Annotated in this window: 32 protein-coding genes; 27 read left to right on the top strand and 5 right to left on the bottom strand. The window is 64.3% G+C overall.

All coding sequences use genetic code 11. The features are described from left to right. Positions 1-141: 141 nt before the first annotated feature. On the top strand, positions 142-546 hold the full coding sequence (locus DS837_RS30645) for a hypothetical protein (protein ID WP_149168205.1): 405 nt from the start codon (positions 142-144) through the stop codon (positions 544-546). 136 nt (positions 547-682) lie between these two features. On the opposite strand, the gene DS837_RS30640 is transcribed toward DS837_RS30645, so the two are convergent. Next, positions 683-1,123, bottom strand: coding sequence for a hypothetical protein (locus DS837_RS30640; protein WP_149168204.1), 441 nt, complete (start codon positions 1,121-1,123; stop codon positions 683-685). Between the two features lie 585 nt (positions 1,124-1,708). On the opposite strand from DS837_RS30640, the gene DS837_RS30635 reads away from it, so the two are divergent. Further along, entirely contained in the window at positions 1,709-3,058 is a 1,350-nt protein-coding gene (locus DS837_RS30635) for a type II toxin-antitoxin system HipA family toxin (protein WP_149168203.1), read from the top strand. After that, positions 3,048-3,329: a helix-turn-helix domain-containing protein gene (locus tag DS837_RS30630; protein ID WP_149168202.1), complete on the top strand. Its 282-nt coding sequence runs from the start codon at positions 3,048-3,050 to the stop codon at positions 3,327-3,329. Before DS837_RS30635 ends, DS837_RS30630 begins: the two co-directional genes overlap by 11 nt. Positions 3,330-4,000: 671 nt before the next feature. On the opposite strand, the gene DS837_RS30625 is transcribed toward DS837_RS30630, so the two are convergent. Beyond that, a complete protein-coding gene (locus DS837_RS30625; RefSeq protein ID WP_149168201.1) occupies positions 4,001-4,354 on the bottom strand; it encodes a hypothetical protein in 354 nt (117 codons plus the stop codon). 144 nt (positions 4,355-4,498) lie between these two features. After that, positions 4,499-4,729 (bottom strand): hypothetical protein, encoded by a 231-nt coding sequence (locus DS837_RS30620; protein WP_149168200.1) that lies wholly within the window; start codon positions 4,727-4,729, stop codon positions 4,499-4,501. Positions 4,730-4,780: 51 nt separating this feature from the next. On the opposite strand from DS837_RS30620, the gene DS837_RS32460 reads away from it, so the two are divergent. The 5 genes from DS837_RS32460 (at position 4,781) to DS837_RS30595 (ending at position 10,474) form a co-directional block, all read left to right on the top strand. Further along, positions 4,781-5,368 (top strand): AbrB/MazE/SpoVT family DNA-binding domain-containing protein, encoded by a 588-nt coding sequence (locus tag DS837_RS32460; RefSeq protein WP_211102443.1) that lies wholly within the window; start codon positions 4,781-4,783, stop codon positions 5,366-5,368. Positions 5,369-5,380: 12 nt separating this feature from the next. Next, on the top strand, positions 5,381-5,830 hold the full coding sequence (locus tag DS837_RS30610; protein ID WP_149168199.1) for a hypothetical protein: 450 nt from the start codon (positions 5,381-5,383) through the stop codon (positions 5,828-5,830). Between the two features lie 883 nt (positions 5,831-6,713). Then, positions 6,714-7,862, top strand: a complete 1,149-nt coding sequence (locus DS837_RS30605) for an SIR2 family protein (protein ID WP_211102442.1) — start codon at positions 6,714-6,716, stop codon at positions 7,860-7,862. Continuing rightward, positions 7,859-9,739 carry an ATP-binding protein gene (locus DS837_RS30600; protein ID WP_149168197.1) on the top strand — a complete coding sequence of 627 codons (1,881 nt, stop codon included), beginning with the start codon at positions 7,859-7,861 and terminating at the stop codon, positions 9,737-9,739. Before DS837_RS30605 ends, DS837_RS30600 begins: the two co-directional genes overlap by 4 nt. Positions 9,740-9,850: 111 nt before the next feature. Then, positions 9,851-10,474 (top strand): hypothetical protein, encoded by a 624-nt coding sequence (locus DS837_RS30595; RefSeq protein ID WP_149168196.1) that lies wholly within the window; start codon positions 9,851-9,853, stop codon positions 10,472-10,474. 58 nt (positions 10,475-10,532) lie between these two features. Here the strand turns inward: DS837_RS30595 and DS837_RS30590 are convergent, their stop codons facing one another. After that, positions 10,533-11,201 (bottom strand): tyrosine-type recombinase/integrase, encoded by a 669-nt coding sequence (locus DS837_RS30590; RefSeq protein WP_149168195.1) that lies wholly within the window; start codon positions 11,199-11,201, stop codon positions 10,533-10,535. Positions 11,202-11,690: 489 nt separating this feature from the next. On the opposite strand from DS837_RS30590, the gene DS837_RS30580 reads away from it, so the two are divergent. The 16 genes from DS837_RS30580 (at position 11,691) to DS837_RS33170 (ending at position 20,799) form a co-directional block, all read left to right on the top strand. Beyond that, entirely contained in the window at positions 11,691-11,972 is a 282-nt protein-coding gene (locus DS837_RS30580) for a hypothetical protein (protein ID WP_149168194.1), read from the top strand. A gap of 136 nt (positions 11,973-12,108) precedes the next feature. After that, positions 12,109-12,546 carry a hypothetical protein gene (locus DS837_RS30575; protein WP_149168193.1) on the top strand — a complete coding sequence of 146 codons (438 nt, stop codon included), beginning with the start codon at positions 12,109-12,111 and terminating at the stop codon, positions 12,544-12,546. Positions 12,547-12,563: 17 nt separating this feature from the next. After that, positions 12,564-13,115, top strand: a complete 552-nt coding sequence (locus tag DS837_RS30570) for a 3'-5' exonuclease (RefSeq protein WP_149168192.1) — start codon at positions 12,564-12,566, stop codon at positions 13,113-13,115. Continuing rightward, complete coding sequence (locus tag DS837_RS30565) at positions 13,112-13,900, top strand: nucleotidyltransferase family protein (RefSeq protein WP_149168191.1); 789 nt, start codon at positions 13,112-13,114, stop codon at positions 13,898-13,900. The genes DS837_RS30570 and DS837_RS30565 overlap by 4 nt, the downstream gene beginning before the upstream one ends. Then, a complete protein-coding gene (locus DS837_RS30560; RefSeq protein WP_149168190.1) occupies positions 13,893-14,501 on the top strand; it encodes a hypothetical protein in 609 nt (202 codons plus the stop codon). Before DS837_RS30565 ends, DS837_RS30560 begins: the two co-directional genes overlap by 8 nt. Continuing rightward, positions 14,498-15,103: a hypothetical protein gene (locus tag DS837_RS30555; protein ID WP_149168189.1), complete on the top strand. Its 606-nt coding sequence runs from the start codon at positions 14,498-14,500 to the stop codon at positions 15,101-15,103. Before DS837_RS30560 ends, DS837_RS30555 begins: the two co-directional genes overlap by 4 nt. Then, a complete protein-coding gene (locus tag DS837_RS30550; protein WP_149168188.1) occupies positions 15,096-15,977 on the top strand; it encodes a hypothetical protein in 882 nt (293 codons plus the stop codon). Before DS837_RS30555 ends, DS837_RS30550 begins: the two co-directional genes overlap by 8 nt. Continuing rightward, entirely contained in the window at positions 15,974-16,408 is a 435-nt protein-coding gene (locus DS837_RS30545) for a hypothetical protein (RefSeq protein ID WP_149168187.1), read from the top strand. Before DS837_RS30550 ends, DS837_RS30545 begins: the two co-directional genes overlap by 4 nt. Beyond that, complete coding sequence (locus tag DS837_RS30540; protein WP_149168186.1) at positions 16,405-16,959, top strand: 3'-5' exonuclease; 555 nt, start codon at positions 16,405-16,407, stop codon at positions 16,957-16,959. Before DS837_RS30545 ends, DS837_RS30540 begins: the two co-directional genes overlap by 4 nt. A gap of 8 nt (positions 16,960-16,967) precedes the next feature. Next, complete coding sequence (locus DS837_RS30535; RefSeq protein ID WP_149168185.1) at positions 16,968-17,504, top strand: hypothetical protein; 537 nt, start codon at positions 16,968-16,970, stop codon at positions 17,502-17,504. Positions 17,505-17,506: 2 nt separating this feature from the next. Further along, entirely contained in the window at positions 17,507-18,223 is a 717-nt protein-coding gene (locus DS837_RS30530) for a hypothetical protein (protein ID WP_149168184.1), read from the top strand. After that, positions 18,220-18,576 carry a hypothetical protein gene (locus DS837_RS30525; RefSeq protein WP_149168183.1) on the top strand — a complete coding sequence of 119 codons (357 nt, stop codon included), beginning with the start codon at positions 18,220-18,222 and terminating at the stop codon, positions 18,574-18,576. The genes DS837_RS30530 and DS837_RS30525 overlap by 4 nt, the downstream gene beginning before the upstream one ends. Further along, positions 18,573-19,280, top strand: coding sequence for an antitoxin Xre/MbcA/ParS toxin-binding domain-containing protein (locus DS837_RS30520; RefSeq protein WP_149168182.1), 708 nt, complete (start codon positions 18,573-18,575; stop codon positions 19,278-19,280). Before DS837_RS30525 ends, DS837_RS30520 begins: the two co-directional genes overlap by 4 nt. 14 nt (positions 19,281-19,294) lie before the next feature. Continuing rightward, complete coding sequence (locus DS837_RS30515) at positions 19,295-20,404, top strand: hypothetical protein (protein ID WP_149168181.1); 1,110 nt, start codon at positions 19,295-19,297, stop codon at positions 20,402-20,404. Then, complete coding sequence (locus tag DS837_RS30510; protein ID WP_149168180.1) at positions 20,397-20,639, top strand: hypothetical protein; 243 nt, start codon at positions 20,397-20,399, stop codon at positions 20,637-20,639. The genes DS837_RS30515 and DS837_RS30510 overlap by 8 nt, the downstream gene beginning before the upstream one ends. 28 nt (positions 20,640-20,667) lie before the next feature. Then, positions 20,668-20,799: a hypothetical protein gene (locus DS837_RS33170; protein WP_282187604.1), complete on the top strand. Its 132-nt coding sequence runs from the start codon at positions 20,668-20,670 to the stop codon at positions 20,797-20,799. A gap of 551 nt (positions 20,800-21,350) precedes the next feature. On the opposite strand, the gene DS837_RS30500 is transcribed toward DS837_RS33170, so the two are convergent. Beyond that, positions 21,351-22,973: an ISL3 family transposase gene (locus DS837_RS30500; protein ID WP_149168178.1), complete on the bottom strand. Its 1,623-nt coding sequence runs from the start codon at positions 22,971-22,973 to the stop codon at positions 21,351-21,353. A 166-nt stretch (positions 22,974-23,139) separates the two neighbouring features. Between DS837_RS30500 and DS837_RS30495 the strand changes: the two genes are divergently transcribed. The 3 genes from DS837_RS30495 to istB all read left to right on the top strand — a co-directional run. Next, a complete protein-coding gene (locus tag DS837_RS30495; RefSeq protein WP_149168177.1) occupies positions 23,140-23,358 on the top strand; it encodes a hypothetical protein in 219 nt (72 codons plus the stop codon). Between the two features lie 99 nt (positions 23,359-23,457). Then, positions 23,458-24,678: an IS21 family transposase gene (gene istA, locus DS837_RS30490; protein WP_149168206.1), complete on the top strand. Its 1,221-nt coding sequence runs from the start codon at positions 23,458-23,460 to the stop codon at positions 24,676-24,678. Continuing rightward, on the top strand, positions 24,678-25,357 hold a 680-nt coding region (gene istB / locus DS837_RS30485), incomplete at its 3' end, for an IS21-like element helper ATPase IstB (protein WP_211102441.1). The genes istA and istB, both read left to right, overlap by 1 nt.

Below are 25,357 nucleotides of genomic sequence, written 5' to 3'. Positions count from 1 at the left end.
CGCCAGAACGACTCGCCCGAGCCCGTCCCCGTCGATCCCATCCTCGCCTCCCGCAGCTGATCGGTACGCGCGGAAGACTACGGACCGGCTGAAACCTGGGCTACGTGGGGAGGCGATGCCGGATACGTCGATCCTGAGGCCGTGCCGGAATTGCCTCGGCACACCTTCTGGCGCATCAGCTCAGGCTCGCGTGCGTCGAAGGCGCGCGACGGCGGCGTGTCGCTCGACAAGAAGCTCATCGCCACGGCCGTTGACCGGCATGGCCGGGAAATCCTCAACGAGCGGGGCCGCCCCGTTTCCGGGAAAATCCCGTTTTCTTACCTGCTGAATGGCGCTTTCTGCGATACCGTGACGGGCTTTCGGCTCATCCACGAGCCGAAAAGCTCCGGATGGGTGCCGAGCGAGGAAGCCAAAATCAACTCAGCAGAGTGGTTCGCCGAGATGGTGCGGCATTGGGCAATCGGACGGCTTGGCGCCGAGCAGATCGCCTGGATGGAAACCTGGGTCACCGACGTCAGGACTGACCACATCCCCGTGCCTGCGTGACAGTGCCGCCCATGCCGTTCTTCAATTCTGCAGCAAGCTGTTGCGGAATTGAGAATGTTGCTCAGGCACTCGTTTTAGCCGTCTCGGCTGGATGCCCGGCGGCCTCTTGCCGCCGAACTGGCGGGAATTGACTCACTCACCGATACCGGTAGGGCCCTTGGAAAGGGTCGCCGGCGGCCCGGCGCAGCAGAATGGTGATCCGCGCCTGCGCCCGGTGAAACTCCCGATCGTGCAGCATGTGATGACGCTGACACCAGGCCGCAAGGTTCTTCGGCTGCACGTCCTCCGGGCGATGATTGCGGTGACACGCGGCGAGGATCACCCGGGTTTTCCTGATTGCGCAGGCCTCGATCACGTCCGGCCATGACGCCTCCCGGCCGCGGTCGTCGCGCCAGGTGTGCTGCTCTGGGTCGAACCAGCGGCCATCGGGAAGAACGCGGATTTCATGGCCATGGGGACGGCCGCAGGTCCAGCAGCGCCCCCTTCCATGGGGGCCGTCCACCTGGAAGCGAACGTGGTTGGAGATGATGGGCCAGTCTATCGGATACCACCACCGTCGTTCGGGCTTGATCGGCACGCTGCTCCTCCCCGTTCACCTTGACGCATACTGCGCAGTTCACGCTTCATTCTCAAGATGGTGCTTGCGTGGAGCCGCGGAAATTGGAGCGATTTCCCTTTTTCTCTTCGAGCGGCGAGCCTGTTGGAGCGAAGCTGCCGGGGGATGCGTTGCCATACTGCCGATCCCGACACATCCCGCACCAAGTCAGCCCGCGCGCCTGACTCGACGCCCTGGTGAAGGGTGTGACCAGCGTTGAACATGGCTGCCGTATTCGGGGCTGGTGGTGAACTGCAGCATTTCACCGCGCAGCATCGAGCGGTAGGCCGTCACGTCCAAGGCGAAGCGCCCGATGTCCCCGTGCGTGCCAACGTATGCGGCCCGGCGCCGTAAGCCCGCGGGACTCTCGCTGAACCCGCAGCCCGGGTTATCTCGCCGATAGGTCCACCTGACCCTTGACCGGCATCCGGCCCCGAGTGCCGGCGCGGCGGGGGCGGCTCGAACAGCCGGGCATCCAGGCACAGCCTGGGCTGCTCATGCTCCATTGTGATGGTGCATTCCATGAAGTAAACTGCCTTCTGTGAACCATTACGATGGGACAAATTCATGGCCGACCTGACGCTGCAGATCCACCATGGCGGGCAGTGGCACACTGCCGCGGCGCTGGTCGTCAAGGCGCCGGAGAAGGGCATCGCGTCATCCTGCACGCTCGACTACGACACCGACTACTTCGTGGAGATCGCTGCCGAGGGCGGCCTGGGCAACGGCGAAACCCGCGACTGGCGCGCGCTGTCGGTCCGGGTTCCGCTGGATATGACATTCCGGTCCTTGGCACGGTGGCCGGCTTTTCTGCTCGACTTGCTTCCGCAGGGGCACGCGCGGAGGCGCTTGACGGCGAAGCTCGGCTTCACGGATCCCGATGCGCCGGGGGCCGACTTGCCGCTCTTACTCCAGGGGGCCGGCAACCCCATCGGCAACCTGCGCATTCTGGAGGCGGCCGAGGCCGAGCGGGAGGCCGTTGCCGCCGATGAGGCGGACGTGGGTCCCTGTCCCGGCGTGACGATGGACGACATCCTGGGCCGCTCGGACCTGTTCCTGCGCGTGGCTGAGCGGTTCGCTCTGGCCGCGTCCGGGTCAAGCGGCGTCCAGGGCGAGTGGCCAAAAATTCTGATGACTCAGGCGACCGACGGGCTCTGGTATCCTGATTCCTTGGTCCCTGACGAGCACGCCCGCTCGCATGTTATCGTGAAAATGATCCGCGGCCGGCATCCCGAAGACCGCCTCATCCTGGCGAGCGAAGCGCCATACTATGAAGTAGCGCGGGAGTTCGGGCTCCGCACAGGCGCTCCGCTGGATTATGGCCGGCACGTTCTGGTCATCCCGCGCTTCGACCGCGCCATCCGTCCTGACGGCATCGTGCGGCTGGGCCAGGAGAGCCTGGTCTCCGCCATCGGCGTTGCGGAGTTCGGGCACGTCAGCACGCACGAAGCCTATCTGGCCGAGATCGTCCGCAACTCGGCGGACCCGGCGGCCGACGTCACGGAATACGTGCTGCGCGATCTGCTGAACGTTGCCATGGGCAATCCCGACAACCACGGCCGAAACTCAGCCCTTCAGAAGCTGTCGGACCGCACGGTCCGCTTGGCGCCGCTGTTCGATTTCGCGCCCATGCGTCTCGATCCGTCGGTCATCCGCCGCTCGACGCGGTGGGCCTGCATGGGTGGGCGGGATGCCGCCCCGGACTGGTCGGTCATCTGCGAGGCGGCGGCGGAAGGCGTCATGGCGGTCGAAGACTTGATGGCCGCCGTGGCGGGCAAGGAGGCGTTTTTGCGGGACCTGCCGGCCATCGCGCACCGCCACGGCGTGCCGGAGGAAGCCGTCGAGACGGCGTGCCGCCGCCACCGCGAGATGGCCGACAGTGTCGCCGCCCTGAAAGATCGCGGCCATGTCCCTTAAGCGGAGCCGCGAGGAGCAGCGCGCCGCCCGTGAGGCGTTGGCACTGGCGGCGCAGAGCGGTGATCTGCGCCTGCCCGATGCTGTCCGGCGGATGCGGCAGGCTATGGGGCTGAGCCAGGAGGACTTCGGGCGCGTCTTCCACCTGACGCGGCGCCAAGTCTCCGAGCTGGAGACTGGCAAAGGTGACCCCAAGATCTCGACACTGAACCGTTTGGCCCGAGTGTTCGGTTTCACCGTGGGATTCGTGCCGAAAGAACCACCACAGAGTTGAGGACATGGACCGTGTCGCGAGGCGTGGTGTAAGGGGTTCGAGTAGCAGGGGAACCGAAAACCTCGGTAAGAGCCGAACCCCAGCAATTCCGCCGTCTACGTGAAGCGTCCCGGTGGGGTAGACCCCAGCAGGGCGAGATGCTGAGACGCTTTCCGCGTCTCGATAGAGTTCTATTCGGCATTCCGAGACGACCCATAGAGCCGCTGTAGACCCTATCGAGACATTCGGAGGGCTTACATAGGTTTCCGGTTCCCCTGCTACTCGGCCCCCTGTAAGAGCTGGAGCGCTCTTTTGGCCTCCGGCTGGTCTGGCCGGGTTGGTCAGGCGGCCACGGCGGGCGGACTGACGAGGGGATCATCGCCGAGCGTGGCAATGGTTTCCAGATGCTATGGGACAGCGTGACGGTCACGGCACGCTGAGGCATTTGGAATTGTGGATCGGCGTCCACATTGGGCGCCGATCAGCGCGCTATCCCATTGATCCGCCGTATTTTTCCTGGCCGGAATTGCACGCCGATGCACAGCCCCGACCGAGCCGCCGGACCGCGACACGCGCCCGATCAGCACGGCGGTTCCAGGGGAGGTCTCGATCAAGCGCCAGTGCTCGATGGTGGACTCACGCATCCTGGTCGTTCTTCCGTTTCGGAGCAGAGCTGCCGGGGGATGCGGACCTCATCGGCTCGATAGAGTTCTCAACGCATCCTCCAGAACCTCCACATGCGTCTCGAAGTCCACCTCGAAGCGCAGGTGGTCTTGCAAATCCTCCGGCAGCTCGCGCAGCGCATCCTGCTCGTAAGCCTGAATGGCCAATCGCAGGATTTCGAGGGCGCCACCGCGGCCGGACACACCGTTGATCCAGCCGGCTTTCTTCACGACCTGGAAACCAACGGTCTCCGCGATGGCGACCATGTACGCGGTCGGCTGGGCATCCGCGATGAGCCCGGTCGCCTCCAGGGCCCAGATGCGCGCTACGCGCCGGCCCGGCCGTCCACCGCGAGGCAGGAGATCAACATCGGCGCGCAGCATGGGGCCTCCTGGGGGGTCTAACGGACCGGAGATTGTTCACCCGGTCAATGTTGTTCAGTAACTTTACCATAACAATCCCACAAATGGAATGAAGCAGAGGGACTATGCAAGTGCCGGTCGCCGCATCGTCAGTCCTCAAGGTCGTCAATTTTTCTGATTATCCGAAAAAATCTGATTTGGTAACTCCGGATCAGGCGATCTGGAGTGCATCACCTCGATCATCTTCGCCACAATCGCGTCCACGGCGGCGTCCTCGACGCACTGCGCCCGGAGCCACTCGCGCGCAGCCGACTGGGCTTCGCCGGAGAGGTGGGTGGCTCTGGCACCGAGGTGGAGATGACGGCCACCGTAGGTCACGGCCAGCTCGGCGGACATGCCGGAGATTGCGGGACTGACCAACCAGCCGCCAAACCCTCGACCTATTAAGTGCCGGTCACCAGCAAAATCCAGGACGCTCCAATCGCTTATCTGTGCCCGTGCCCCGATTCTGCTGTGGTCCACAACTCCCTCCATCGCCGCCTCATTGTTTCCAATTTGTTCTTGTTTGGGCGGAGCGGCAAGCGGGAAAAGCGCTCGCGTCTCGACAAGGACTCATTGGCAATCCATATCCTCAGGGCGACCAACCAGGGGGAGGCGAAACCGATGACCGATTGGGTCACCATTGCCCTGACGTTCCGGCCGGACCCGCTGGGACGCGACGAGCCTGACCTGGTGGAGCGCCTGCACGCCATGGCTGACGACGCCCTCGCAAAGCAGGACGAGGCGGCGGTCGAGCAGGAGGCCGAGGTGGTTCGCTCTCTGCTGGGGTTGGCGCATCGACGAAAGCCCACCGACCCTGCCATCGGTGCATTTCTTACCCTGATAGAGGCCGACATTACCGCAGGCCGGGTGGAGACGATGCCAGAAGATCTAGTCGCGTCGATGCGGCAGGCACTGACCGACGTCGATGTGGACCTTGACGCACCAATCAAAGGTGACGTGTGTCTTAGTCGGACCGGTGTCGGTCAGGAATGAGGGCGGCCGCACATGATCACGATTCCTGCTCCGCCAAAATTTTGGGATTTCTCGAAAGCCTTTGCCTGGGTGATTTCGGTCGAAATCGCTCAGCGGATCGTCGCCGATCCCGGGCTCATCGATGCGGCGAGAGCTTGGCATCGTCAGCACCCGCAGCACCCCCACTATCAGGCGCTGTGGGACGACGCGCTGTCGCAAGGCCCTGAGTGCTTGGCGGCGCGACTCGTGGCGGATACCGAAGACGGCCAAGCTCTCCGCGACAGCACGATCTGCTTTCCCGGAGCGGGTCTGGACGCTCCGGAGCTGCGCCGCGCCCTGGTGGCCCGGGCCCGCAAGATGATGTCGGGGGAGTACCGGAACACGAGCTGGCCGACCACCAACGCCACGACGATGGTGGTCGCTGGACACTGCAGCCAGTTGTCCCAATATTCCAAAGTGTCCGACAATGGAGGAGACTCCTGATGGCCCGTCGAAATCGACCAGCGCAGCCGTCCACGAAATTGAGCGCGCACGTCGGGACGGACAATCCCGCCGACGTAGTGAACACTGTTCCTGCATCGCCAGATCCATTTGTCCTGTGGCTGCTAACAACCGATGAACGTCTGCCAGAGGATTTTGAGGTGGCTCTCGATCCAGTGGCGTAGTGAGCTCACCGTCCCTGTTTGGCAGCCAGTTTCGCCATGGCGCCCTGCTTCGCCGCTGCCTTCTTGACGTATCTCGCGGGCATAGTCGGGGTCTTCCAGCCGCCGGTCAGCATCATCTCGACCAACGATGCGCCATTCAACGCGAGATACTGCGCTGCGCCGATCCGCTTTCAGTCGATCCACACCACTACGTCTCGCTGCAGGCCAAAGCTGTGGATCGGCGTCCACATTGGGCGCCGATCGGCGCGCTAACCACCTGATCCGCCATATTTTTACCGGCCGGAATTGCACGCCGATGCACAATAATGGCGAACAACGCTGAGGTCGAACGTACCGGGAACGCGGCTTTCAGGCGGCATGGCGGCGACGTCCCAGGTTGAGTGGCCGCCCTCCCATTGGTATGGCGCGCCGCGCGATCCCATAGAAAATAGCCGGACAGGCCGAGTGCTCCCAGCCGATCGGGGCCAGCAAGATCAACGGCTTACACCGGTATGGCAAATGTGGGCAACGATCAGGCGTTCACGCAGGCTTCGTGAATGGACGGCGGGACGGGTCCATATTGGTTGGTCTTCCGATGGCCGCTGGACCGACACCAGGGGGCACCGCTCCGGTTGCGACTAAAGCCCCTCGCCCCTTCGGTGAAAAAATTGTACAATCCTTCATGCATGCAATCCTTTAGAATTCGAGTGGGTGGCGGCACTGTGGATGATCTTGTTGAGCAGCTTGACCGCCATCTGGCGTTGCCATGCGTGGCGTGGCTGCTGGGGGCGGGCATCAGCTTTGGCGCCGGTATCCCACTGATGGTGCCGCTGACCCGACGGGTGCTGGATCTGATGGCCGGGACCGAACATGCCCCCTTGCTGGACAAGGTGCGGGCGGAGTTACCGCCCGACGCCCACATCGAGCATCTGCTCAGCCATTTGGGCGATTATGCGGCTCTCGCCGAACGGTCGCAGTCCAAGACGACCGCCATCGGCTCCCGGGACGAGATCGAAAAGGCGCACCGCACCGTCGTCACTCATATCGCCGACATCATCCGCTGGGGGTATCGGGCCGAGTCCGGGACGAAGGCCGAGGAAATCGGTACCTATAAGCGTCCCCTCGTCTCGGTGGCGGGGCACTCCGCCTTCGTGGGCGCGCTGTTCTCCACCCAGCAGGCCGGCCTGCATGACCGGCGCCGCGCGGTGCGTCTGTTCACCACCAATTACGACACCCTGTTGGAAGACGCCCTGGCCCTGGCCTGCGTCCCTTACTGGGATGGTTTCAGCGGCGGTGCTGTGGCGTTCCGCACCCACCGTTTCGGTCAGGACGAACCCGACACCGGATACCGGGCGCATGTAATCAAGCTGCATGGCTCCATCGACTGGCATCTCGGCCCCGATGGCAAGGTGTGGCGAGTGCGGGACGGCGACGCCTATCCTACCAGCACGGCGCGGGTTCTCATCCATCCCCAATCGACCAAGTATGTGGCTACCCAGCGCGATCCCTTCGCCGCTCAGTTCGATCTGTTCCGCCGGGCGTTGACGGCGCCGTCTGACAATGTGCTGGCCGTGTGCGGCTACAGCTTCGGCGACGACCACATCAATCAGGAGATCGAGCTGGCACTGGAGCGGCCGGAGAACAAGACCACCCTGGTCGCCTTCTGCCAGGAAGGCGCTCGCATGCCCGAATGCCTGTCCCAATGGCGGGCGCTGTCATGGGGCAGGAAGGTCTTCATTGCCACGGAAAAGGGGCTTTACGTCGGCAAGGACGGGCCGTTCCACTCATGTTCGACCGGGTCTGACCGCGATTGGTGGACCTTCAACGGCGTCACCCAACTACTGCGCAATGGGGCAGGAGGGCACTCATGACCACGCCATTCGAGCCGATTGCCGACCTGCGAATTGGCACCATCGTCGAAGTGTCCGGCACCACCGTCAAAGCGGAGCTGCTGGGCGATGTTGCAGAGCTGACCCGCACACACAATGGGCGGGTGTACCCCATTGGTCAGATTGGCAGCGTGGTGAAGGTGCATTTCGGACGCCGTCTGGTGTTCGGCTTCGTCACTCTGCTGCGGATGCGATCGGAGGAACTCGCGGTGTCCGGTCTGCCCATTCCGCCGGACGCCGACCAGCGGGTGATGGAGATCGAGCTGTTCGCCGAAGGGCTTTGGAACGCGCATGACGCCAAGCTCGCCTTTACCCGCGGGGTCAGCACCTACCCGCTGCCCCGCCAGGGAATCTATTTGCTGACGCGCGATGAGGCCGGTCTGCTTTATCGCGCGGCCGAGGGGCAGACCGCCGGCGGAGCCGATCCACTGGTTCCCTTCGGACGGTACCTTGGGGCGGACTCCACTGTCTGCCGGGCCAACATCGACAAAATGTTCGGTCTGCACTGCGCGGTTCTGGGGTCCACCGGCTCGGGAAAATCCGGAGCCGTTGCGGCGTTGTTGCACAGCGTGCTGGAGCACAAGCCACTCGGTGATACACCGTGCCGGCCACGGATTATCATCATCGATCCTCATGGGGAATACGGCCGGGCTTTTGGCGGCCGGGCGGTGGTGTATCGGGCCTACGACCCCATCGGCGCCGACGATACCGCTGGCGTCCCCGTCGCGCTGCCGTATTGGCTGATGTCGGCGGAGGAACTCCGCTTTCTTGTCATCGGAAAGACCGAGGCCGAGGCAACCTCGCAACACAACATCGTCTATAAGGCGCTGACGCATGCCCGTATGGTGGTGGCCGGCCTCGTGGATCCTGCCCCAACGGCGCATGGAGGGGACGCCCCGGCCGACGGTCACAGCCCCGACTATCCGCGCCCTAAGACCGGCGTAGAGGCGGCGGCCCTAGTCTCCTTCGACCGGGACAAGCCGAGGCCCTTCCATTGGGACGAGTTCGTCAACCACATTACCTTCTTGCAAGCAGCCCGTGTAAACAAAGATAAGAAGCTGGAGAGTGTGACGAGTACCGAGTTCGCCGAGAAGTTCAAGTCGATCCTCGACAAGCTGTCGGTGCTGCGCCGTGATCCTCGAATCCGCTTCTTGATGGATGACGGAATGGATGGGGGACGCACGCTCGCCGACATTCTCACACAGTTCGTCGGCTCGCCCGGCACCGACGCGGACATCCGCGTCATCGACATCTCCGGCCTGCCGAATGAGGTCGCCGGTCCGCTGACCGCGATGCTTGCCCGCCTGCTGTTCCAGTACAAGCTTCACCAGACTCAAGAAGAGAGGCGGAAAGACCCCATCGTTCTGATCTGCGAGGAGGCCCACCGCTATGTCCCGGACAGGGGCGAAGCCGAGTATGCGGCCGCTCAGTCGGCCATTCGCCGGATCGCACGGGAAGGCCGCAAATACGGCCTTGGACTGATGCTCGTCAGCCAGCGGCCGGCGGATGTGGAAAGCACGGTCATCGCGCAATGCGGGACTTGGCTGGTGCTTCGACTGACCAACGCGGCCGATCAGGCCCACGTGGCGCGCTTCCTTCCCGACGGGCTATCCGGAATGACTCGGGCGCTCCCCGCCTTGGGGCAACAGGAAGCGCTGTTTGTCGGGGAAGGTGCATCCTTGCCAGCTCGCATCCGGATCCGGGATCTCCCCGACCACTGTCTTCCCCGATCGGAAAGCGTCCGGTTTTCCCTAGGCTGGGCAGGCGATTGCCCTTCTGCTGAAGAGATCGCCGCCGTCGCGGCTCGGATGGACGGCCGGGCCACGGCCAGGGGCAATCCGGTATTGGAACCAGCTTGAGGATAAAACAGCAGTTCGGCGTCGGGCCTGCTCAATGGTGAAGGCCTGACGCCTGTATCAGGAGGACGCTTTAAAAAACGTCTTTGATTTCAGATTTAGAGGATTGAAGCGGTGTCTTACATCATGCATACAAACCAGCCGATTGAACACGGTCGCGTATTTTCTGGGGAATTGCCTAAGGCGCCTAAATGCGGCTTTGCACTCATAAATTCGTTATTTCCCGAAAAATCTTACGCGTATGCTAATAGCATCTATGCCCCGACAATGCTTCTATTCGACCTTAAAGTTGATAAGCACTTCGAGCCTCGCAGCGCCTGCCACCGCTATAACCTTCAAGCAATGGGCATATACGCGGGGAGAGATTATCCGGATGGTTTTATTATGATTCGCATGCACGATACACGAACGCAAATCCCTTTTCTTATTGGAGCGCCAATGACCGACTATGAAAGCTCGGTGATCGAAGAGTCATACATGACGAATCAAGATTGCATCAGGATTATTCAGGTCGATGTAGAGACTGGCCTGTTCGATTTTTATGCTCAATATGGTGTGAGTAGGGAGTTTTCTGACGTTCTGTACAATGTGTACAGTCGCGATCTAAGGTCTTTTGATAGAGACCGAGTCATGGCTCAATACAAAAGGCTCCTATCCCACTCACCCCAGGAGGTGTGGAATGCATCCATGCAATGGGAATGGGATGATCGCTACGATAAGTTCAGAAGGATCCGTTGACAGGTCCGGGCGTTCATGCTGGACGGCAACGATCCGCCGTCGCGCCCTCCGGAATGCCTCACCGCAGCCGGATCGACCGCCTCCCCTGGCGTCTCGCCAGATCGGCCATGCCGCCCTCGGCCACGGCGGAATCCTCGGTATAGCGCGCCACCATCGTCATGCTCTTCCACCCACCGCTGGCCATGATCTTGCCTACCTCGATCCCCTGCTCCCGCTGATCCTGAGCGGCGCCGACGCGAGTGCTGTGGCCTGAGTAGGTTTCCGGGTCGCGCACACCGGCAAGCTCCGCCATGCGCCGCACCGCGCGGGCCCATTCCAGAGGTGTGACGTGCTTTTCCGGATCGGCCGACACATGGCCATGCGGGTTCTTCTTTCCACCGCGGCGGACCGCTCGGAAAACGAAGCCCTCGGCGATCCCGGCCCGGCGCAGCCACTCCTGCAGCACCGCAATGGTGTCCGGGCCGAGGAACCTTTTGCTCCCCTGCCCCTCCTGGTCCGTCTTCGATTTCCGGATCAAGAGGACGCCGGTGTCGCCGGACGCGGTGATGTCCTCCACCCGAACCGCCACCAGTTCGGACCGGCGCGCCATGCTGTCGTAGGCCACCAGGGTCATCGTGAGATCGCGCATCTGGCGCAGCCCCAGCAGCCGCTCCTCGACTGATTCAATGAGGTGACGGCGCTCGTACGCTTTGAACGCCCGCGCCTGTTTCTGCCGCCGGCCGAGCAATCGGTTCGCCGCGATCGGTGACGATCACCGGCCCGTCTTCGGCAGCCCTCTTCGCTTCGCTTGGGTTCTGATTGAACTCTCGACTAGACATCATTCGGCCCATGGCACACTCCCCAACTGGCGGATAATGATCCTACTGCAGTTGCGCCGGCGCAACTGCAGTAGGGATTTTCGCAGTTCAGAATTGCCCTGTCCGAGCGAGGCGGGATCCATCCGCGCCGGCGCAAAGATCTCTTCCTGTTCCGGGGCCGCCGAGCCGACAAGATCAAGATTTGTGGATTGGCGTCCACATTGGGCGCCAATCGGCGCGCTACCCCCTTGATCCACCATATTTTTACTGGCCGGAATTGCACGCCGATACACGTGCGGCCGCAACAGCACCGACCGGGCAACGCTTTGTACGCGAAAATGCGTACAGTAATTTTATCTGTGGTTGCCACTCATATCATGTATATTGCATTCTTGTACACGATGGAAGGAGACGGTTTCATGAGCCAGCAAGCCAAACTTTTCGGCGTAACACCGGAAGCAGCTTACCAAATATTTCTTCAGATCTCTGAAGGTAAGAGCATTATAAGCGTTTCCAAAGATACAGGTGTCGATCTTCAAGCCATCCGTAAACTGATTAGGTTCTCATTCATATTTCTTATTAATATCACTCAGATGAAGACAGTAGCTGGTTACGAACCGGACGCGGTGCATCCAAAGCAATTCGATGCATGGATCAACGAATGGCCCAACCTAGAGCAGACATGTAAATCCATGTTTTGACCACCATCTTTTCTTTTCACTCTAACAGCGCTCCCCGAGAACCTCGGCGAACACCTTCACTTTGAAATTGATTCTGCGGAGCATGTCGAGGCCATCGGCTCTGCTCTGCAGGCTTTGACGGATCGGTGAATGAGCCATGATGACGAACACACCCCTAATTGACGCCTGGAGGCTCATCCAGACCGAGAACAACGCTGTCCTCATCGGCCGCGTGAGCGGCCGACCGCGCACCCCCGATGGTGCCATCGTGGTCACCTCGCCGGTCACGCAGCTCGACGAGGGCGTCGGCACCGCGATCACGCGTTCCAGCAGCGTCTATCGGCTTGGAACGCCCTGGCCGGCCGACGAGGCGCTGCCGGACGGCTATCGGCGCGCGCTTATCCAAAAAATGGCCGCCGCGGGCGGTGGAGCGCTGACCGAATCTCGGCTGGCCGCGATCACCGCGGTGGCCGCGCGCTGCTGCCGGCCGGGGGCTAGGGTCGATGAGGCAATCCTGGCACGCCTGCGGCCAGTCATTATGTCGTGGGACGAGGTGCATTTGCGGACGCCATGGGAAACCGACGCAAAGAACTGAGGACCTTGAGGCAAGCCATGATCCAGGATGCCCCTGACCTCAGCCAATACGTCAGCCTCGATTGCGAGGCCAGCGGGTTGGAGCCGCCGGCCCGCACTTACCCGGTCAGCGTTGGGCTGTGCTTTCCCGATCTGACCACGCGACATTGGCTCATCCGGCCGGCCGAGGCGTGGCTCGACTGGCCCTGGGACCCGGCAGCCGAGACAATCCATGGCATCAGCAGGGAACTGCTTCAGAGCAAGGGCCTGCCCGTGGAGCAGGTCGCTGTCGAATTGGCGGACGTTGTCGCCGGCCGCACCTGCGTGTCTGACTCCGATCGCGACATCGGCTGGATCCGCACGCTCTACCGGGCGGCCGGGCAGGACGGCGCCCCCTTCCCGCATCAGGAATGGCACAACGTTCTGGAGGCCACCGCGAAGGCTCGGGTGAGCAGTGCCATTGCCGGTCTCGCCCTGATCGACGACGCCGTTCATGGTGCTCGCCGGCGTTTTCCGCCGACCCATCGAGCAGATGAGGATGCTCGGACGGTGATGGCGACGCTCCGGCTGATTGCGGGGCTCGACCCATGACGCGCAGCGGCGACCATCTGCGAGACTGCGCCGCGCACCTCGATGCCTATGCCGAGGCCGACGTCAGCGCCGTGGACCGCAAAATCCTAGCCGACGGCCTGTCCTGGCAGTTGGCCGCGATCATCGGCCGCCAGCTCTGGTCGAGCCGTTGGCCGCGCCACCTGGAATCCCGTTTTCCTGATGCGCCGTGGCGCGCGGTCAGGCTGCTGCATGAGCGCGACTTGGCGACAGAGCGCGGTCTTGCCGTGACGCCGACAACGATGCTGCTCGCCAGCACCAACGACCTTCGCGCCCTGGCCACCGGCCTGCGTGGCATGGCGAACGAGATCGAGGAGGGTGCCGTGACGAATCCCCCGTTTCCCGGATTGCTGGGATCTGACGACGGCCGCGGCGGATTTATCCCGGTCACCCTGCGCGTCCCCGCTGCCGCGCTGGAGAAGCTGGAAGTGCTGATGCGCGAGGTCTACGCCGATCTCCCGCCACCGACCGTCGAGGCCGTTCGTGAGGCCCTGGCACGCGTCGAGGACCGACTGAGGGCGGCTGGTGTGAACCGGATCTTGCTCTACGGCAGCGTGGCGCAAGGTTCTGCACGGCCTGACAGTGACGTGGACTTGGCTTATGAGTCCGCGACGCCGCTGGGGCTGCGGGAATGGTCTGACCTGATGCAGGCTCTGGCCGACGCCGCCGGACGACCGGTTGACTTGCAAACCGTGGCCGACTTGCGGGAGCGCGCGCAGCGTGACGCCGTCGAGGTGTGGACTGCCGGGGAGATCGGCGATGGCTGACCGGAAATCTCCAAGCCACGCCGAGACACTCGCGCAGGCACTCCAGCGCCCCCGCGAGTTCCGAGTCCGGCTCACGCCCGGCTCCGATGGCCAGGTCTACGTCGCGGTGGAAGAGACGGATCTGTGGCGCCGCCAAACCGCGGTGTCCGACCCTCACTTGGCCGCATCCCTCGCGGCCGCATGCATCGAGGATCTGCATGGGGACATCGTTGACCGAGAGACCGGTGACGTGCCGGAGACGTTCGGGATTTTTGCCCCCGAGAACGACCGTGTTCCCGTTTCCCGACCGGCGCCCGCTCTGTGGGGCCTGATCGACGCGGCCAGCCGACCGATGCGGGTACGCGCGGCGCTGCGGACAAGACTTCAACTGATCCGGACAGACGGCATCGTGTCGGTCCTGGAGATCCAGGCCGACCAAGGCCCTCTCCTGGCCGTCGAGAACGAAAGGCTGCTCGAAGATTTCCTGATCGGCGCCGGGCTGGTCATCGACGGCGACCTGGATTCCGGTGTGGTCTATGCGATTGCCTCGGGATTGACTGTTGCCGACCTCGTCATCGTGCAGCTTGCCCAGCCGATGCGGATCGCCAAAGAGGAGCCGTGACACGAATTGAAAACCTGCGCTCCTATGGCTATTGGCGGCTCCGCTCTGACGACTTCTGGCGTGACTTTTCTGAAGAAGCAGAGACGCGGCGAAAACACGAGCGCCTGCTGTTCTTGTCATGTCGATACACGATGCGTTTTGGCGGCACGGACAAGGGCACCGATCTGTTGCTCAGACTTGGAGATCCATACCACCATCACGCGTATACCTTTGTCGGCGGCGGAACTTATTCGGGGCCTGGCCAGCCACTGTGCCGGGTGCCCCAATGCAAGCGGCTGGCCGAGCGCTGGGAAAAGTGGATCTGCATCGATTTCAAAGCACTTTTGCTTAGGCAGCCGCGTATGGATCTACGCGAGACCATCAGTCGAGCCAGCGAAAATTACGACGCATCATCTTGGCCGTACTCCTACGAAGCAAAATTGTTGGAGTGGGTTGATCGAAACGACTACGAAGCCGAAGAACTGGCATCACTTCGGATCGGCGTTTCTCAGGAGCACTACTCGCGCCTCGTACGACTACGCCGTCTGACTCGGGGATGGTGGTGGTGGGACAACGGGTTGGGGCGTGTAGTCTGGCGGGAGCGGGAGGACGAAAATGGCTGAGCTGCACCGCTGGGAGCGGGTCGCTGTTTGCATCTTGTCGGCAGATATGCGCGATCAGTCTGACGCGATCTTCGAAGAGCTGAAGAATGACCTCCTGGAATTCGTGTCTTTGCGGCCGTCCCATCGCTCTGGCGATCGGCTTTTCCGTGCCGACGCGAACAGCGAGTGGCACATCAAGGAGTTCAAGGACTGGCGCGAGGCTGTCGAATACACGGGCATCCTGCTCGGACCGGATGACCCGCTGGTGACCAAAATCGCGCATCACCCGGATCTTGCGGCGTCGGCGCCGCGCACAACTGACCAGGCGCTGCGCGCCTGGTCAGTTGGCTACGCCAGTGACGGCGAGGCCCTCGCGGTGACCGGCCTGAAGTCCATCGAGGATCTGTGCATCGCGACGTACGACGCCGACCTGCAACCGCCGGCCGGTGTGGTGGAGCGCGTGGTGCGCGAGCTGGAAGCACGCGCAGAGATCCTGCGGCGAGAGCTGCCGGAGCCGACGCGCCTGCTGACTGAGACTACCGACGCAGTCGCGGCTGGGATGGTGTCGGCCGGCTGCCCGGTCGAGGAGGTGCTCGCCGAACTGATTCTCGACGGCATGACGCTCCTGAGGTGGAGAGCCATGTCTCGCGTCCGGGTGGACGGCAAACCCATTTTTGACGCCTCAAATGGCCCGGAAGCGTTGGAGATTTGGGTGGCGGCCGAGGTTGTGGCAGCCGCACGGACGGCCACGAGAGCCGACGATCCATTGGACGAGGCGAGCGTTCAGGCCGCGGTTGCGCGCGGCCTCAGGATCGCATTTAGGGCGGATGAGGCTGACGTTCAGGCATCTCGGAACCGCGGCTTAAGAGTCGCCTATCGGAGGGATGAGATATGACTGCGACGATCATTCCATTCCGTCCGCGGCCTACCGGTCAGCCGGCTCCGCCAGACATCGCGCAGGCGTACATCGACAAGGTCCTTTCCTCCATCGACGAGTTCTGCATCCGCCACAACCGGCGGCGGCTCGCCGGCGAGGATACCGAGCAGGCCCTAATCTCCCCTTGGTCCGGCCGGGTCCAACGGAGCGCGTCCGGCATCGTCATGGCCACCGGAATTCCGTTCGCCCGGTTGGCGGGGATTCTTCGGGCACTGGCCGCCGAAGGGCTGATTTTCCTGGAAACCCGAGAAGTGCCCCTGTCCGGGAAGGCGCACCAAGTAACCTTCGCCGAACCGTCGTTGATGCGCTGGGCGGAGATCGCTCCTGACGTGCTCACCCTGCCGTTCCTGGCTGGGGCGCGCCCGGCTGCCGGAGGAGACCGGCCGTGACCGACATCGCCTCCGCTGAGCCGATCCGTCTCGACGGAATGGTGGTCCTCGACTTCGAGGCGTCCTGTTTCCCGCAGTCTGGGTCCTTTCCGATCGAGGTCGGCGTGGCAACGCTCGACGGCTGGAGCGCGGGCTGGCTGATCCGGCCGACGCTGGAATGGATCCGGCACGGCACCTGGGACCCGAACGCGGCGCGCATCCACGGCATCACGGTGGAAGTGCTGCAGCGGGACGGCCTGCCACCGGCCGAGGTCGTCCAGGAACTCGATAAGGTCCTGCACCCCGACAGGCCGGTGTTTTCCGACGCGGCTGGCGCCGAAACATTTTGGCTGAGCGCGCTTTATGGTGTCGTCGGCCGCGAGCCGCCCGTCGTCGTTCAGCCCATCCAGCCGGTCCTGGAGGGGCTGACAAGTTCCGGTGGCCTTTACGCCGCTGGTGAGATCGCGTCGGCCGAATATGAGGCTGGCCTCGGCTTTGCGGAACGGCACCGCGCAAAGAGCGACGCACGCAGGTTGGCCGAGGTCGTGCGAATTCTGGTGGGGATCCGGTAGAGGAGAACATGATGGAGCGGCCGAGCGGGTATTACTGGGTCAGGTTAAACGCGTCAGACGACTGGGAGCCGGCCCGGTGGAACGCCGAGAATGCATCCTGGCAGCTGCTCGGCGGCGACATCGAGCTGGAACACTGTGATCCGGCCGAGATTGGCGATCCGGTAATGCCTGCGGCCAGGACGCCCACCGGTTCGGCCTCAGCCGAACCGGTGGGCGCGCGCGACCAAAAATCCCGATGGACCACCAGTCTTACTGACCTAGACAGCATCGGGATCGCCGACGCGCTGCGTCGTGATGCTGGCGTCGATGTCACCCCCGAGAGCCTCGAAATCCTTGCGGTCGCCCCAGCGCTTGAGCAGGGCTTCAACCTCGATACCTTCATCGTCGCCGTTCATGCTGGCGGTCGTCGTTTTGCCCTGTGCGGCCGCGAAATCGGCTGGTCGATCCTGTCCCCGACCGAACTGATCGACGAGGCCGCTGAGATCGACCGTGCTGTCGAAATGACCCTGGCCGTCATCCGCGCGGTGACACAGCGGGAGGCCTGAGGATGCGCATTCTGGTCCGCAGCCAAGCCGACATCCTGGCCGGCGCCGCCGAGGGCGCTGCAGGTGTCATTTCGATCCGCGGGACGATCCGCGGGACGCTGCCGGAGGACGACGTGGCTGCGCAGAGTCAGAGCGCCATTCCGTTTAGATCAGGGCGCCAAAATAAAGTTGTGCTTGATTCTCGTGGCACGACTGCGCCGGAGAACGACCTCAATCTCGCTTGCGCGCAGGCCGTTCTAGGCGATGTGGACGCCGTGCTGACCATGCGTTTCGATGACATCGGCATACCGGCTTATGGGCCATACACCGGCCCGACGATGTCTCATGTCGTCGCAGCGCTGGACTTCGCGCGGGTGGCGCGAGATCGGGAGCCCGATGGCACGCTGGTCGTCCACTGCCTTCACGGGCGATCCCGCAGCACGGCGATCGCTTTGGCGATCTTGGCCGACGAGATGGAGCCTGGGCGCGAGGCCGACGCGGTGGCCGCGCTGCTGAAGCAAGACCTGGATTCCCGGATGCACCCAAATTCGCTGCTCGTGGCCCTGGCCGACGCGGCGCTGCTGCGCGTGGGGGCGCTGGAGCGGGCCCTGGCCGAGGCCTGCCCGCGGCACGTCAAATGGCGCGAGCACTGGCACGAGGTCGCGCTCGATCCGGAACGGCACTGGGAAACGGCGCGAAAAGTCCGGTTCCGCCGGCGCGGAAAAGGGGGAGAGACGTGAAACGCGATCTCAAGGGCTACCGTCTGCCGCCAAAGCGCCGCCAGCTGCGGCGGCCAGGGACAGGCTGGCAGGAGTTTTTCGAAGCGCCATGCATTGACTTCCCGGACCGCTCTCAGCCGCCCCTACCCCCGGCCGTCACGCTCGACGACCTGCTGGCCAACATGCCGCCGACGCCGAAGCGTCTGCCGCGCTCTCCCGAGCCGACGGGCGATCTTGTCGCGCGCGCCCGCTGGTGGGCTGAAGTCCAGGCCGCCGAAGATCCCGAAGGCGCCCGGGCGGAGGACACACTGTACGCCGCGCTCGCCGATGAAATCGAGCGACTGCGAGCGGAACTCGCGAGGGGGAGCGTGTGACCGACAGCGACGACGTCTGGACCGCGATCCGCGCGCTGACAACCGAGGTCGCCCAACTCCGCGCCGAGGCCGACGGTACGCCGCGCGAGCGCGCGATGTCCCTGATGCAGCACGCACGGCTGGCGTTTGACGGCCAAGCCAAGGCCGACGCCTGGCTGCTCACGCCGCAAGACGACCTCGCCGGAAAATCACCGCTCGACGCGGCCATGGAGAGCGCAGGCGGCAAGAGCCGAGCCTTGCGACTGCTGGCCAGCCGGACCGGGTTGACGGCCGGCCTGGAGCGGGACCTGGAAGCGTTGCTGGAGAGGCGGAGAGCGGTGGTCGAGACCGGCAAGGACGACAGCGAGACTGCGGAGTTGCGGTGGGAGCAGAGGAAGGACGAGCTGCTGCGCGAGGTCGTGACACTCCCCGGCCACCTGATTCCGGCCGCGTGGCTGCGGGATGGCACCGTGTTCGGCGTGACCGCGGAGGACGGAGATACGCGGGTGCCGGCGTTCCAGCTGGTCAGGGGTAAACCGCATCCGCTTATCCGCCAGCTGCTGCAGATCCTGCGGCCGCGGAGATCGGACTGGGAAATCTTCTCGTGGTGCGGCAGGCCCGATACCTGGACCTGCCAAGGCCGGCGGCCAATGGACATGCTCGACGCGGACCCGGACGCCGTGCTTGAGGCCGCGCGGCGTCAGGTTGAGGAAAACTGGGGCTGACCGGAGGGTGCGACATGCCGATCGACTACGAGGAGTTTCTGCAGAATCGCGCCCGCGAGATCGTCGCGGCGGCCGGCGGCGATGCGACCCGGATCGAGCTCGTTCACCGATCAAAGCCCTGGACGGGCACATCGGACAGTGAGCTTTGGCTGGTGGCAGACGCACATGAACGCCGTTTTCTCATCATCCCGGATGCCGCGACCGGACCGGAGGTAGTGACGCCAGACTGGTGCCGGTTGCAAGCTCGCCGGCTTGAGACGTCGGCCGAGGAAATCCGGCATGTCGCCGCGGCAGCTGAAGGCCAGCAGGACCTGCCTGAGACCGAGGCATGGCGTCATTGCATCGTCGTGTCCGGCGTCAGAGTCGGTATTGCCTCGCTGGTAGAGCAAACCGAGCGTGGCCACCGGTCAGCTGCGGGATGGGAGCCGCCGGATGACGATCCGTTGATCTGGACCGATGATCCGCAGCGACTCATCACGGACGCAGAGCAAGACCCTGAGCTGTTGCCCCACCTGCTCGACAGTGTGCGCCGGCATGGCCGAGAAGTTGCGTACGACTGGGGTGAGCTTGGCGACGCGTCGAGGATGATCGTCATTGTAAACGGAGCGCATCGGCCGGAGCCGGCCCTACTGCGCATCCTTGATCGGCTGAACCCCATCGACGAAGACTTCCCCGCGATTCCTGACGAAAGGCCGGATAACGTAGCGTTCTTCAACGACCAGGCGTCCGACGATCCGATGGTCCACTGGCGGCCGGCATCGTGCCAGGAATGCGGCGACCAGATCGCACTCGGTATGGAGCGCTGCGCCTGTGGGGCGTGCACGTTGCACCGGGACGCTGCCGGCGTAACCGGCCTGTGGCAAGGAGCCGTGGCCTACGCGGGGTTGGGAGCGGTGGAGTGGCGACATGATGCGTCACCAGAGGAGATCGGCGCGTCCATCGTCATTCGCATGCCGCAGATCGATGGTTTCGCGGCGCGCCCCGAAGGTCCTGCCGTCCGGCAGCCGGAGCATGCGGTTGTCGCTACCCGCGATACAGATGGTTGGCGCATTGCCGAGGGCTCATATCTCGGAGAGCCGGAGCACGGGTGGGCACTTTGCGAGGGAGGACGGGAGCATGACTGAGACCGACTGGTCGCTGGAGGACGGAGTGTGGAAGAAGCGACATGGCGATCTGGTCGCGCTTGTTTGGCGCGGGTATGGCGGTGCCTACGCTTTTACCGTCACATCGACGGACAACCCAAGGCCACGTCGGGACAGCCTCGGGTCGGGTCCTGACCTCCACGAGGTGCGAGCCCGTGCTGACGAATCATTGCGCCTGCGGATGCTTTACGACGTAGAGAATAGAAATGGCCTGTGATGCAACAAAAATCGAGACGGTCATTGACATGATCGACGCTGACATAGACGAGGGGCGGGCAGTTTTGATGCCGGAGGATTTGCTCGTGTCGATGCGGCAGATCCTGGAAGAGGTCTATGTTGACCTCGACGAGCCTATAGAAGGTGACGTGTGTATCTGATGTGAATCCTATGAATCCTACATGGGCCCCTGTCCGCGCCTCCTCAAGCGCCCCAGCTTCAGGCTTATTTTCCTGCCGCCGCTCACGGCCGCGGCGACGGCCAAGTGACTGCGTAGGGAGGCCGCCGACACCGGCATCATGAACATCGCGCCGGCGGCTGAAGCCATGAAAGCGAGCTTCGCGGGACGGGCGCGAAGCACCCTTCGACCCGGCCGCGTCGGCGCTCCGTATGCCCCTGCTGGATGAAGCTTCCGGCCCACCTCTATGTCAGCGAGTCCCAAGCAGATCTATGATTTCGTCGAGCTTGTGTGGCAAAACGAAGCTTCGGCCGGCCGCGACAAGGACGGTGGAATCCTGGGCGGGATCCGCATCTCCAACCAAGCTGATCGACCCGGGCCGGATCGCGACCCGGAGCCCGTCCTGATTTGTCAGCCTCACAAATCCCCCCACCCGTTCGCCGTCCCAGCTCATCGCCGCCCTCCTTGTCGGGCGTCTTGGCAAACTGGTCCTTCCGCGTTTTTGGTGCAGCGGAATGACTGGAGCGCTGCCGTTCATGCGGCCTCCAGAACCCGATGACGCAGCAGGTCGAACTTGGCGCGGCCGCACATGGTTCGCTTGATGGTCTTCAAGCGGCTGATTTGTCCCTCCACCGGCCCGGTGCTCCACGGCAGCGATAGCGCCGTGCGGATCGCCGCGAGATCACGCACGAGCCCATCGGCGAACCTGGCCAGGGCGGTTTCCCTCGCCGCGGCCAACCATCCATCCAACCGGTCTGCCTGCTGACGACGCACCATGATGCTGAACGCGCGCGCCAACTCGATGACCGTGGTGAGTCCCTCGGAACGGACGAGCAAGGCATCGACGAACCGTTGCTCGGTGGCATCGATCGTCTCCGAATCGGCCACCACCAGCCACGCCGCCCGGCGTTTCGAGGGCATCTTCCACGGTCCCATCAAGCCCACCGCGCCAACTGAGGTCGGGCTTGCATCGCGCAGGCGGCGTACCCAGCGCTGCACGGTGCGGAGTTGCCCGCGAAACCCACGCTCCTGGATCTCCTGCCACAGCCGGACGGCGTTGTGGCAGCCCTCGCCCCAGCGCTGCCGGAGGTACACGGCGTGGCGATCGACCGCGCTGCCGCGATCCCGTTGCGACCAGACTGGAAGTTCGCCGGCCCGCACCCACGCGCGGACGGTCTTGCGATTGACGCCGAGCGTGCGGGCGATCCGCTTCATCGGCCAGCCTTGGCCGTGCAACGCCATCACCTCGTCAAACCGGGCCTTCCGAACGCCGTGGCGATCCGTCATTGGCAACTCGGCCGCTGGTGCCGGGAGCGGTGGGGGCGTCGGGGACGGCGCGGGGGCCGTGCTGATTTCCATGGTGGCTCCCGCTGCCGCTTTGCTTGCCATGCGCAGGTCATGATGATGGCGGTCGAGAACCCCGGCCAGAGCATCCCCGAGATTGCGCAGAAGGTGCCAGCGATCCGAGACCTGGACGGCGTTCGGAGCGCCGGCCCGAATGCCGTCGGCGTATGCGCCGGCGCGGTCGCGGGCAACGACCTCCACCCCGGGATGGGCTTTCAACCACGCCGCCACCGTCTCCGCGTGGCGGTCGGGCAGCAGGTCGATGGGACGGTTGCGTTCCAGATCGACGACGATCGTGCCGTAGCGCTGACCGCGCCGCCAGGACCAGTCGTCGATGCCGATGACGCGTGGTGTCGGCACCGCCGGCAGGGGAGCCGCCCGGATCAGGCGCAACAACGTGTCGCCGCTGACCGGCATGGCCAGGCAAGCCGCCAAGCGGGCACCAGCCTCGCCGCCGGCGCTGAGGGCGATGCGCCGTTGCGCCTCCGACAGCCGGACGGTCCGCCGAACCTTCGGCAAGGCGACGGCCGGCAGACGTTCGGCGAAGATGCGGCGCGGGCACTCGACAGCGGCGCAGCGAAACCGTCGAACCTGGAGGTCGAGTTGGCCGACCCGGCCCTGCCAAGGCAGGTCGCCGAGGCGGCGACTGTACCGACTGTGAACGCGGCGCGAGGGATGCCGACACACGGGGCAGGCCGCCGTGGTGGCGCGAGCGCGCACGGCCACAACAACGCGATCATGGGCGACGGTGACGTGATCAACAGCGAGACCGGGCGGGAGCAGGGACAGCAGAGATTTTGACAAGGAAATCAGAGCATTCAGGAAAGGGATGCCGTTCCCCCTATGTGCTCACTGTCGCCCGCAAGTGCACTCACGCTGCACCAAAAACGACACTGCTGGCGAAATGCCTTGGGGATTTGCGATGGTGCAGCGCTGGTCGGGTTGAAGAGGGTTTGACCTTTCCGAAAGGACGCCAGCCATGTCCCTTCGTCCCAATCCCGCCACTACCGTGCCCGAGGAAACGGCCAAGGTTGCCCGGGCGGCGTTTCCCCGCGGCTGCCGGCTGATGGATGTGCGCGATAGCCTTGGGCCTGTCTTCGACGACGCCCGTTTTGCCCGGCTGTTCTCCACGCGCGGCCGCCCGGCCGAAGCCCCGTGGCGGCTGGCTGTCGGGCGTCTTGGCAAACTAGACCCTTAACGACATGAGGAACTGGACCTCCTTCTGGAGAGGGAGGCCAGCATGTCGGTTGTTGATGAGAGCGTTTTGCCGCGGGGGAATGATCCGCGGAGAGACGTGATGAGGACGCCGGAAGAGGTTGCGGCCATGCTTCGGCTCCATGCCTTGGGCTGGGGTGTCCGGCGCATCGCCACGGAACTCGGGTGCAGTCACATGACGGTGCGGCGCTACCTGGAGGCGGGCGGCTGGACGCCGGCGAAGGTCCCGCCTCGGCCCAAGACGCTGGATGGGCTGGAGAGCTGGCTGGCCGAACGCTTCCGGCGCCATCGCGGCAACGCCGATGTCGTGCGCCAGGACCTCCAGCGCGAGCACGGCCTGCGCGTCGGCCTGCGCACCGTCGAACGCGTCGTGGCACCGTGGCGGCGCGAGCTGGAGGCCGAGGCCCGGACCACGGTCCGATTCGAGACGCCGTCGGGCCATCAGCTGCAGATCGACTTCGGCGAGTTGCGCGCCGCCGTCGGCGGCGAACCACGGGGCAAAATCTATCTGTTCGTCGCCACGCTGGGGCACTCGCGCCGGCTCTACGTCCAGCCCTTTCGCCATGAACGGCAGTCGGCCTGGCTCGATGGCCTGGAGGGCGCCTTCCGGCATTTCGGCGGCCTGCCTCAGGAGGTCCTGCTGGACAACGCCAAGGCGCTGGTCACGCATCACGATCCGGAAACCCGCGAGGTGCTCTTCAACGAGCGGTTCCATGCCTTTGCCCGCTACTGGGGCTTTCGGCCGCGGGCCTGCGCACCGTATCGGGCTCGCACCAAGGGCAAGGACGAGCGCGGCGTCGGCTATGTGAAGCGCAACGCCATCGCCGGCCACAGCTTCGCCGGCTGGGCGGCGCTGGAGGCACATCTGGCGTGGTGGATGCGCGAGGTCGCCGACGTGCGCGTGCACGGCACCACCGGTGAGCCGCCGGTCGAGCGGTTCCTCCGCGATGAGGCGCATGCCTTGCGCCCACTGGAGGGGCGGCCGCCGTTCCGGCAAATCCGCGAGCTGACCCGGCAAGTCCACGCCGATGGCTTTGTGGACGTGGATACCAACCGCTACAGCGTGCCGTGGCGCCTGATCGGCACGGCGGTGACGGTGCGGATCAGCGACAGTCAGGTTCATGTCTTCCAGGCCGGGGTGGAGGTGGCCCGGCATGCCGAGCGGCATGGCCGCCGCGAACGGGTGATCGATGCCGATCACCGCGTTGGTCTGCTCGGCGCATCCAAGCCGCCCCCGGCGGCGGCGGCCGAGTTGCTGCGACCGCTGAGCGAGTACGAGCAACTGATCGGGGGAGGCTGGTGATGGACGCCGACCATCTGCCCGAGATGCTGGCGCGCCTGAAGCTGACGGCGCTGCGCGACCGCCTCGACACGCTGCTCGACGAGGCCGCCCGGCGCGAGCTGAGCCTACGCGAGACCCTGGCCCTGCTGTGCGAGGCGGAAGTGGCGCACCGGGAGGAGCGGCGCATCCAGATGGGCCTGGGCATCGCCAAGTTTCCCTTCGTGCGCACGCTGGAGGGCTTCGACTTCGACGCCCAGCCGTCGCTCGATCCCAAGCAGATCCGGGACTTGGCGGCGTGCCGCTGGGTGGCCAACGGCGACGCCCTGCTGCTGCTCGGGCCGCCGGGGGTGGGGAAATCGCACTTGGCCGTGGCGCTCGGCCGCGAGGCGGTGCGCCACGGCTACTCGGTGCTGTTCGTGCAGGCGACCGAGCTGATCACCGCGCTCGCCCGGGCGCACGTCGAGGGGCGGCTGGAGGACAAGCTGGCCCACTACGCCAAAGCCAAGCTGCTGATCGTTGATGAGATCGGCTACCTGCCGTTCGAGCCCAATGCCGCACACCTGTTCTTCCAGCTGGTGGCACATCGGCCAACACATTGCGTCGGGCAACTGCGCTCAGGTCCAATGGATCCGGGTAACCGCACCGCACCATCCGTGGCTGGGGCGGGTTGTACGGGTCATACGGCGGCTGCGACGCGATG

It is taken from the genome of Azospirillum brasilense (genome assembly GCF_008365405.1).
Lineage (GTDB): Bacteria > Pseudomonadota > Alphaproteobacteria > Azospirillales > Azospirillaceae > Azospirillum > Azospirillum brasilense_D.
Note: the sequence above shows the minus strand (reverse complement) of the source record. Positions and strands in the feature narration are given on the sequence as shown.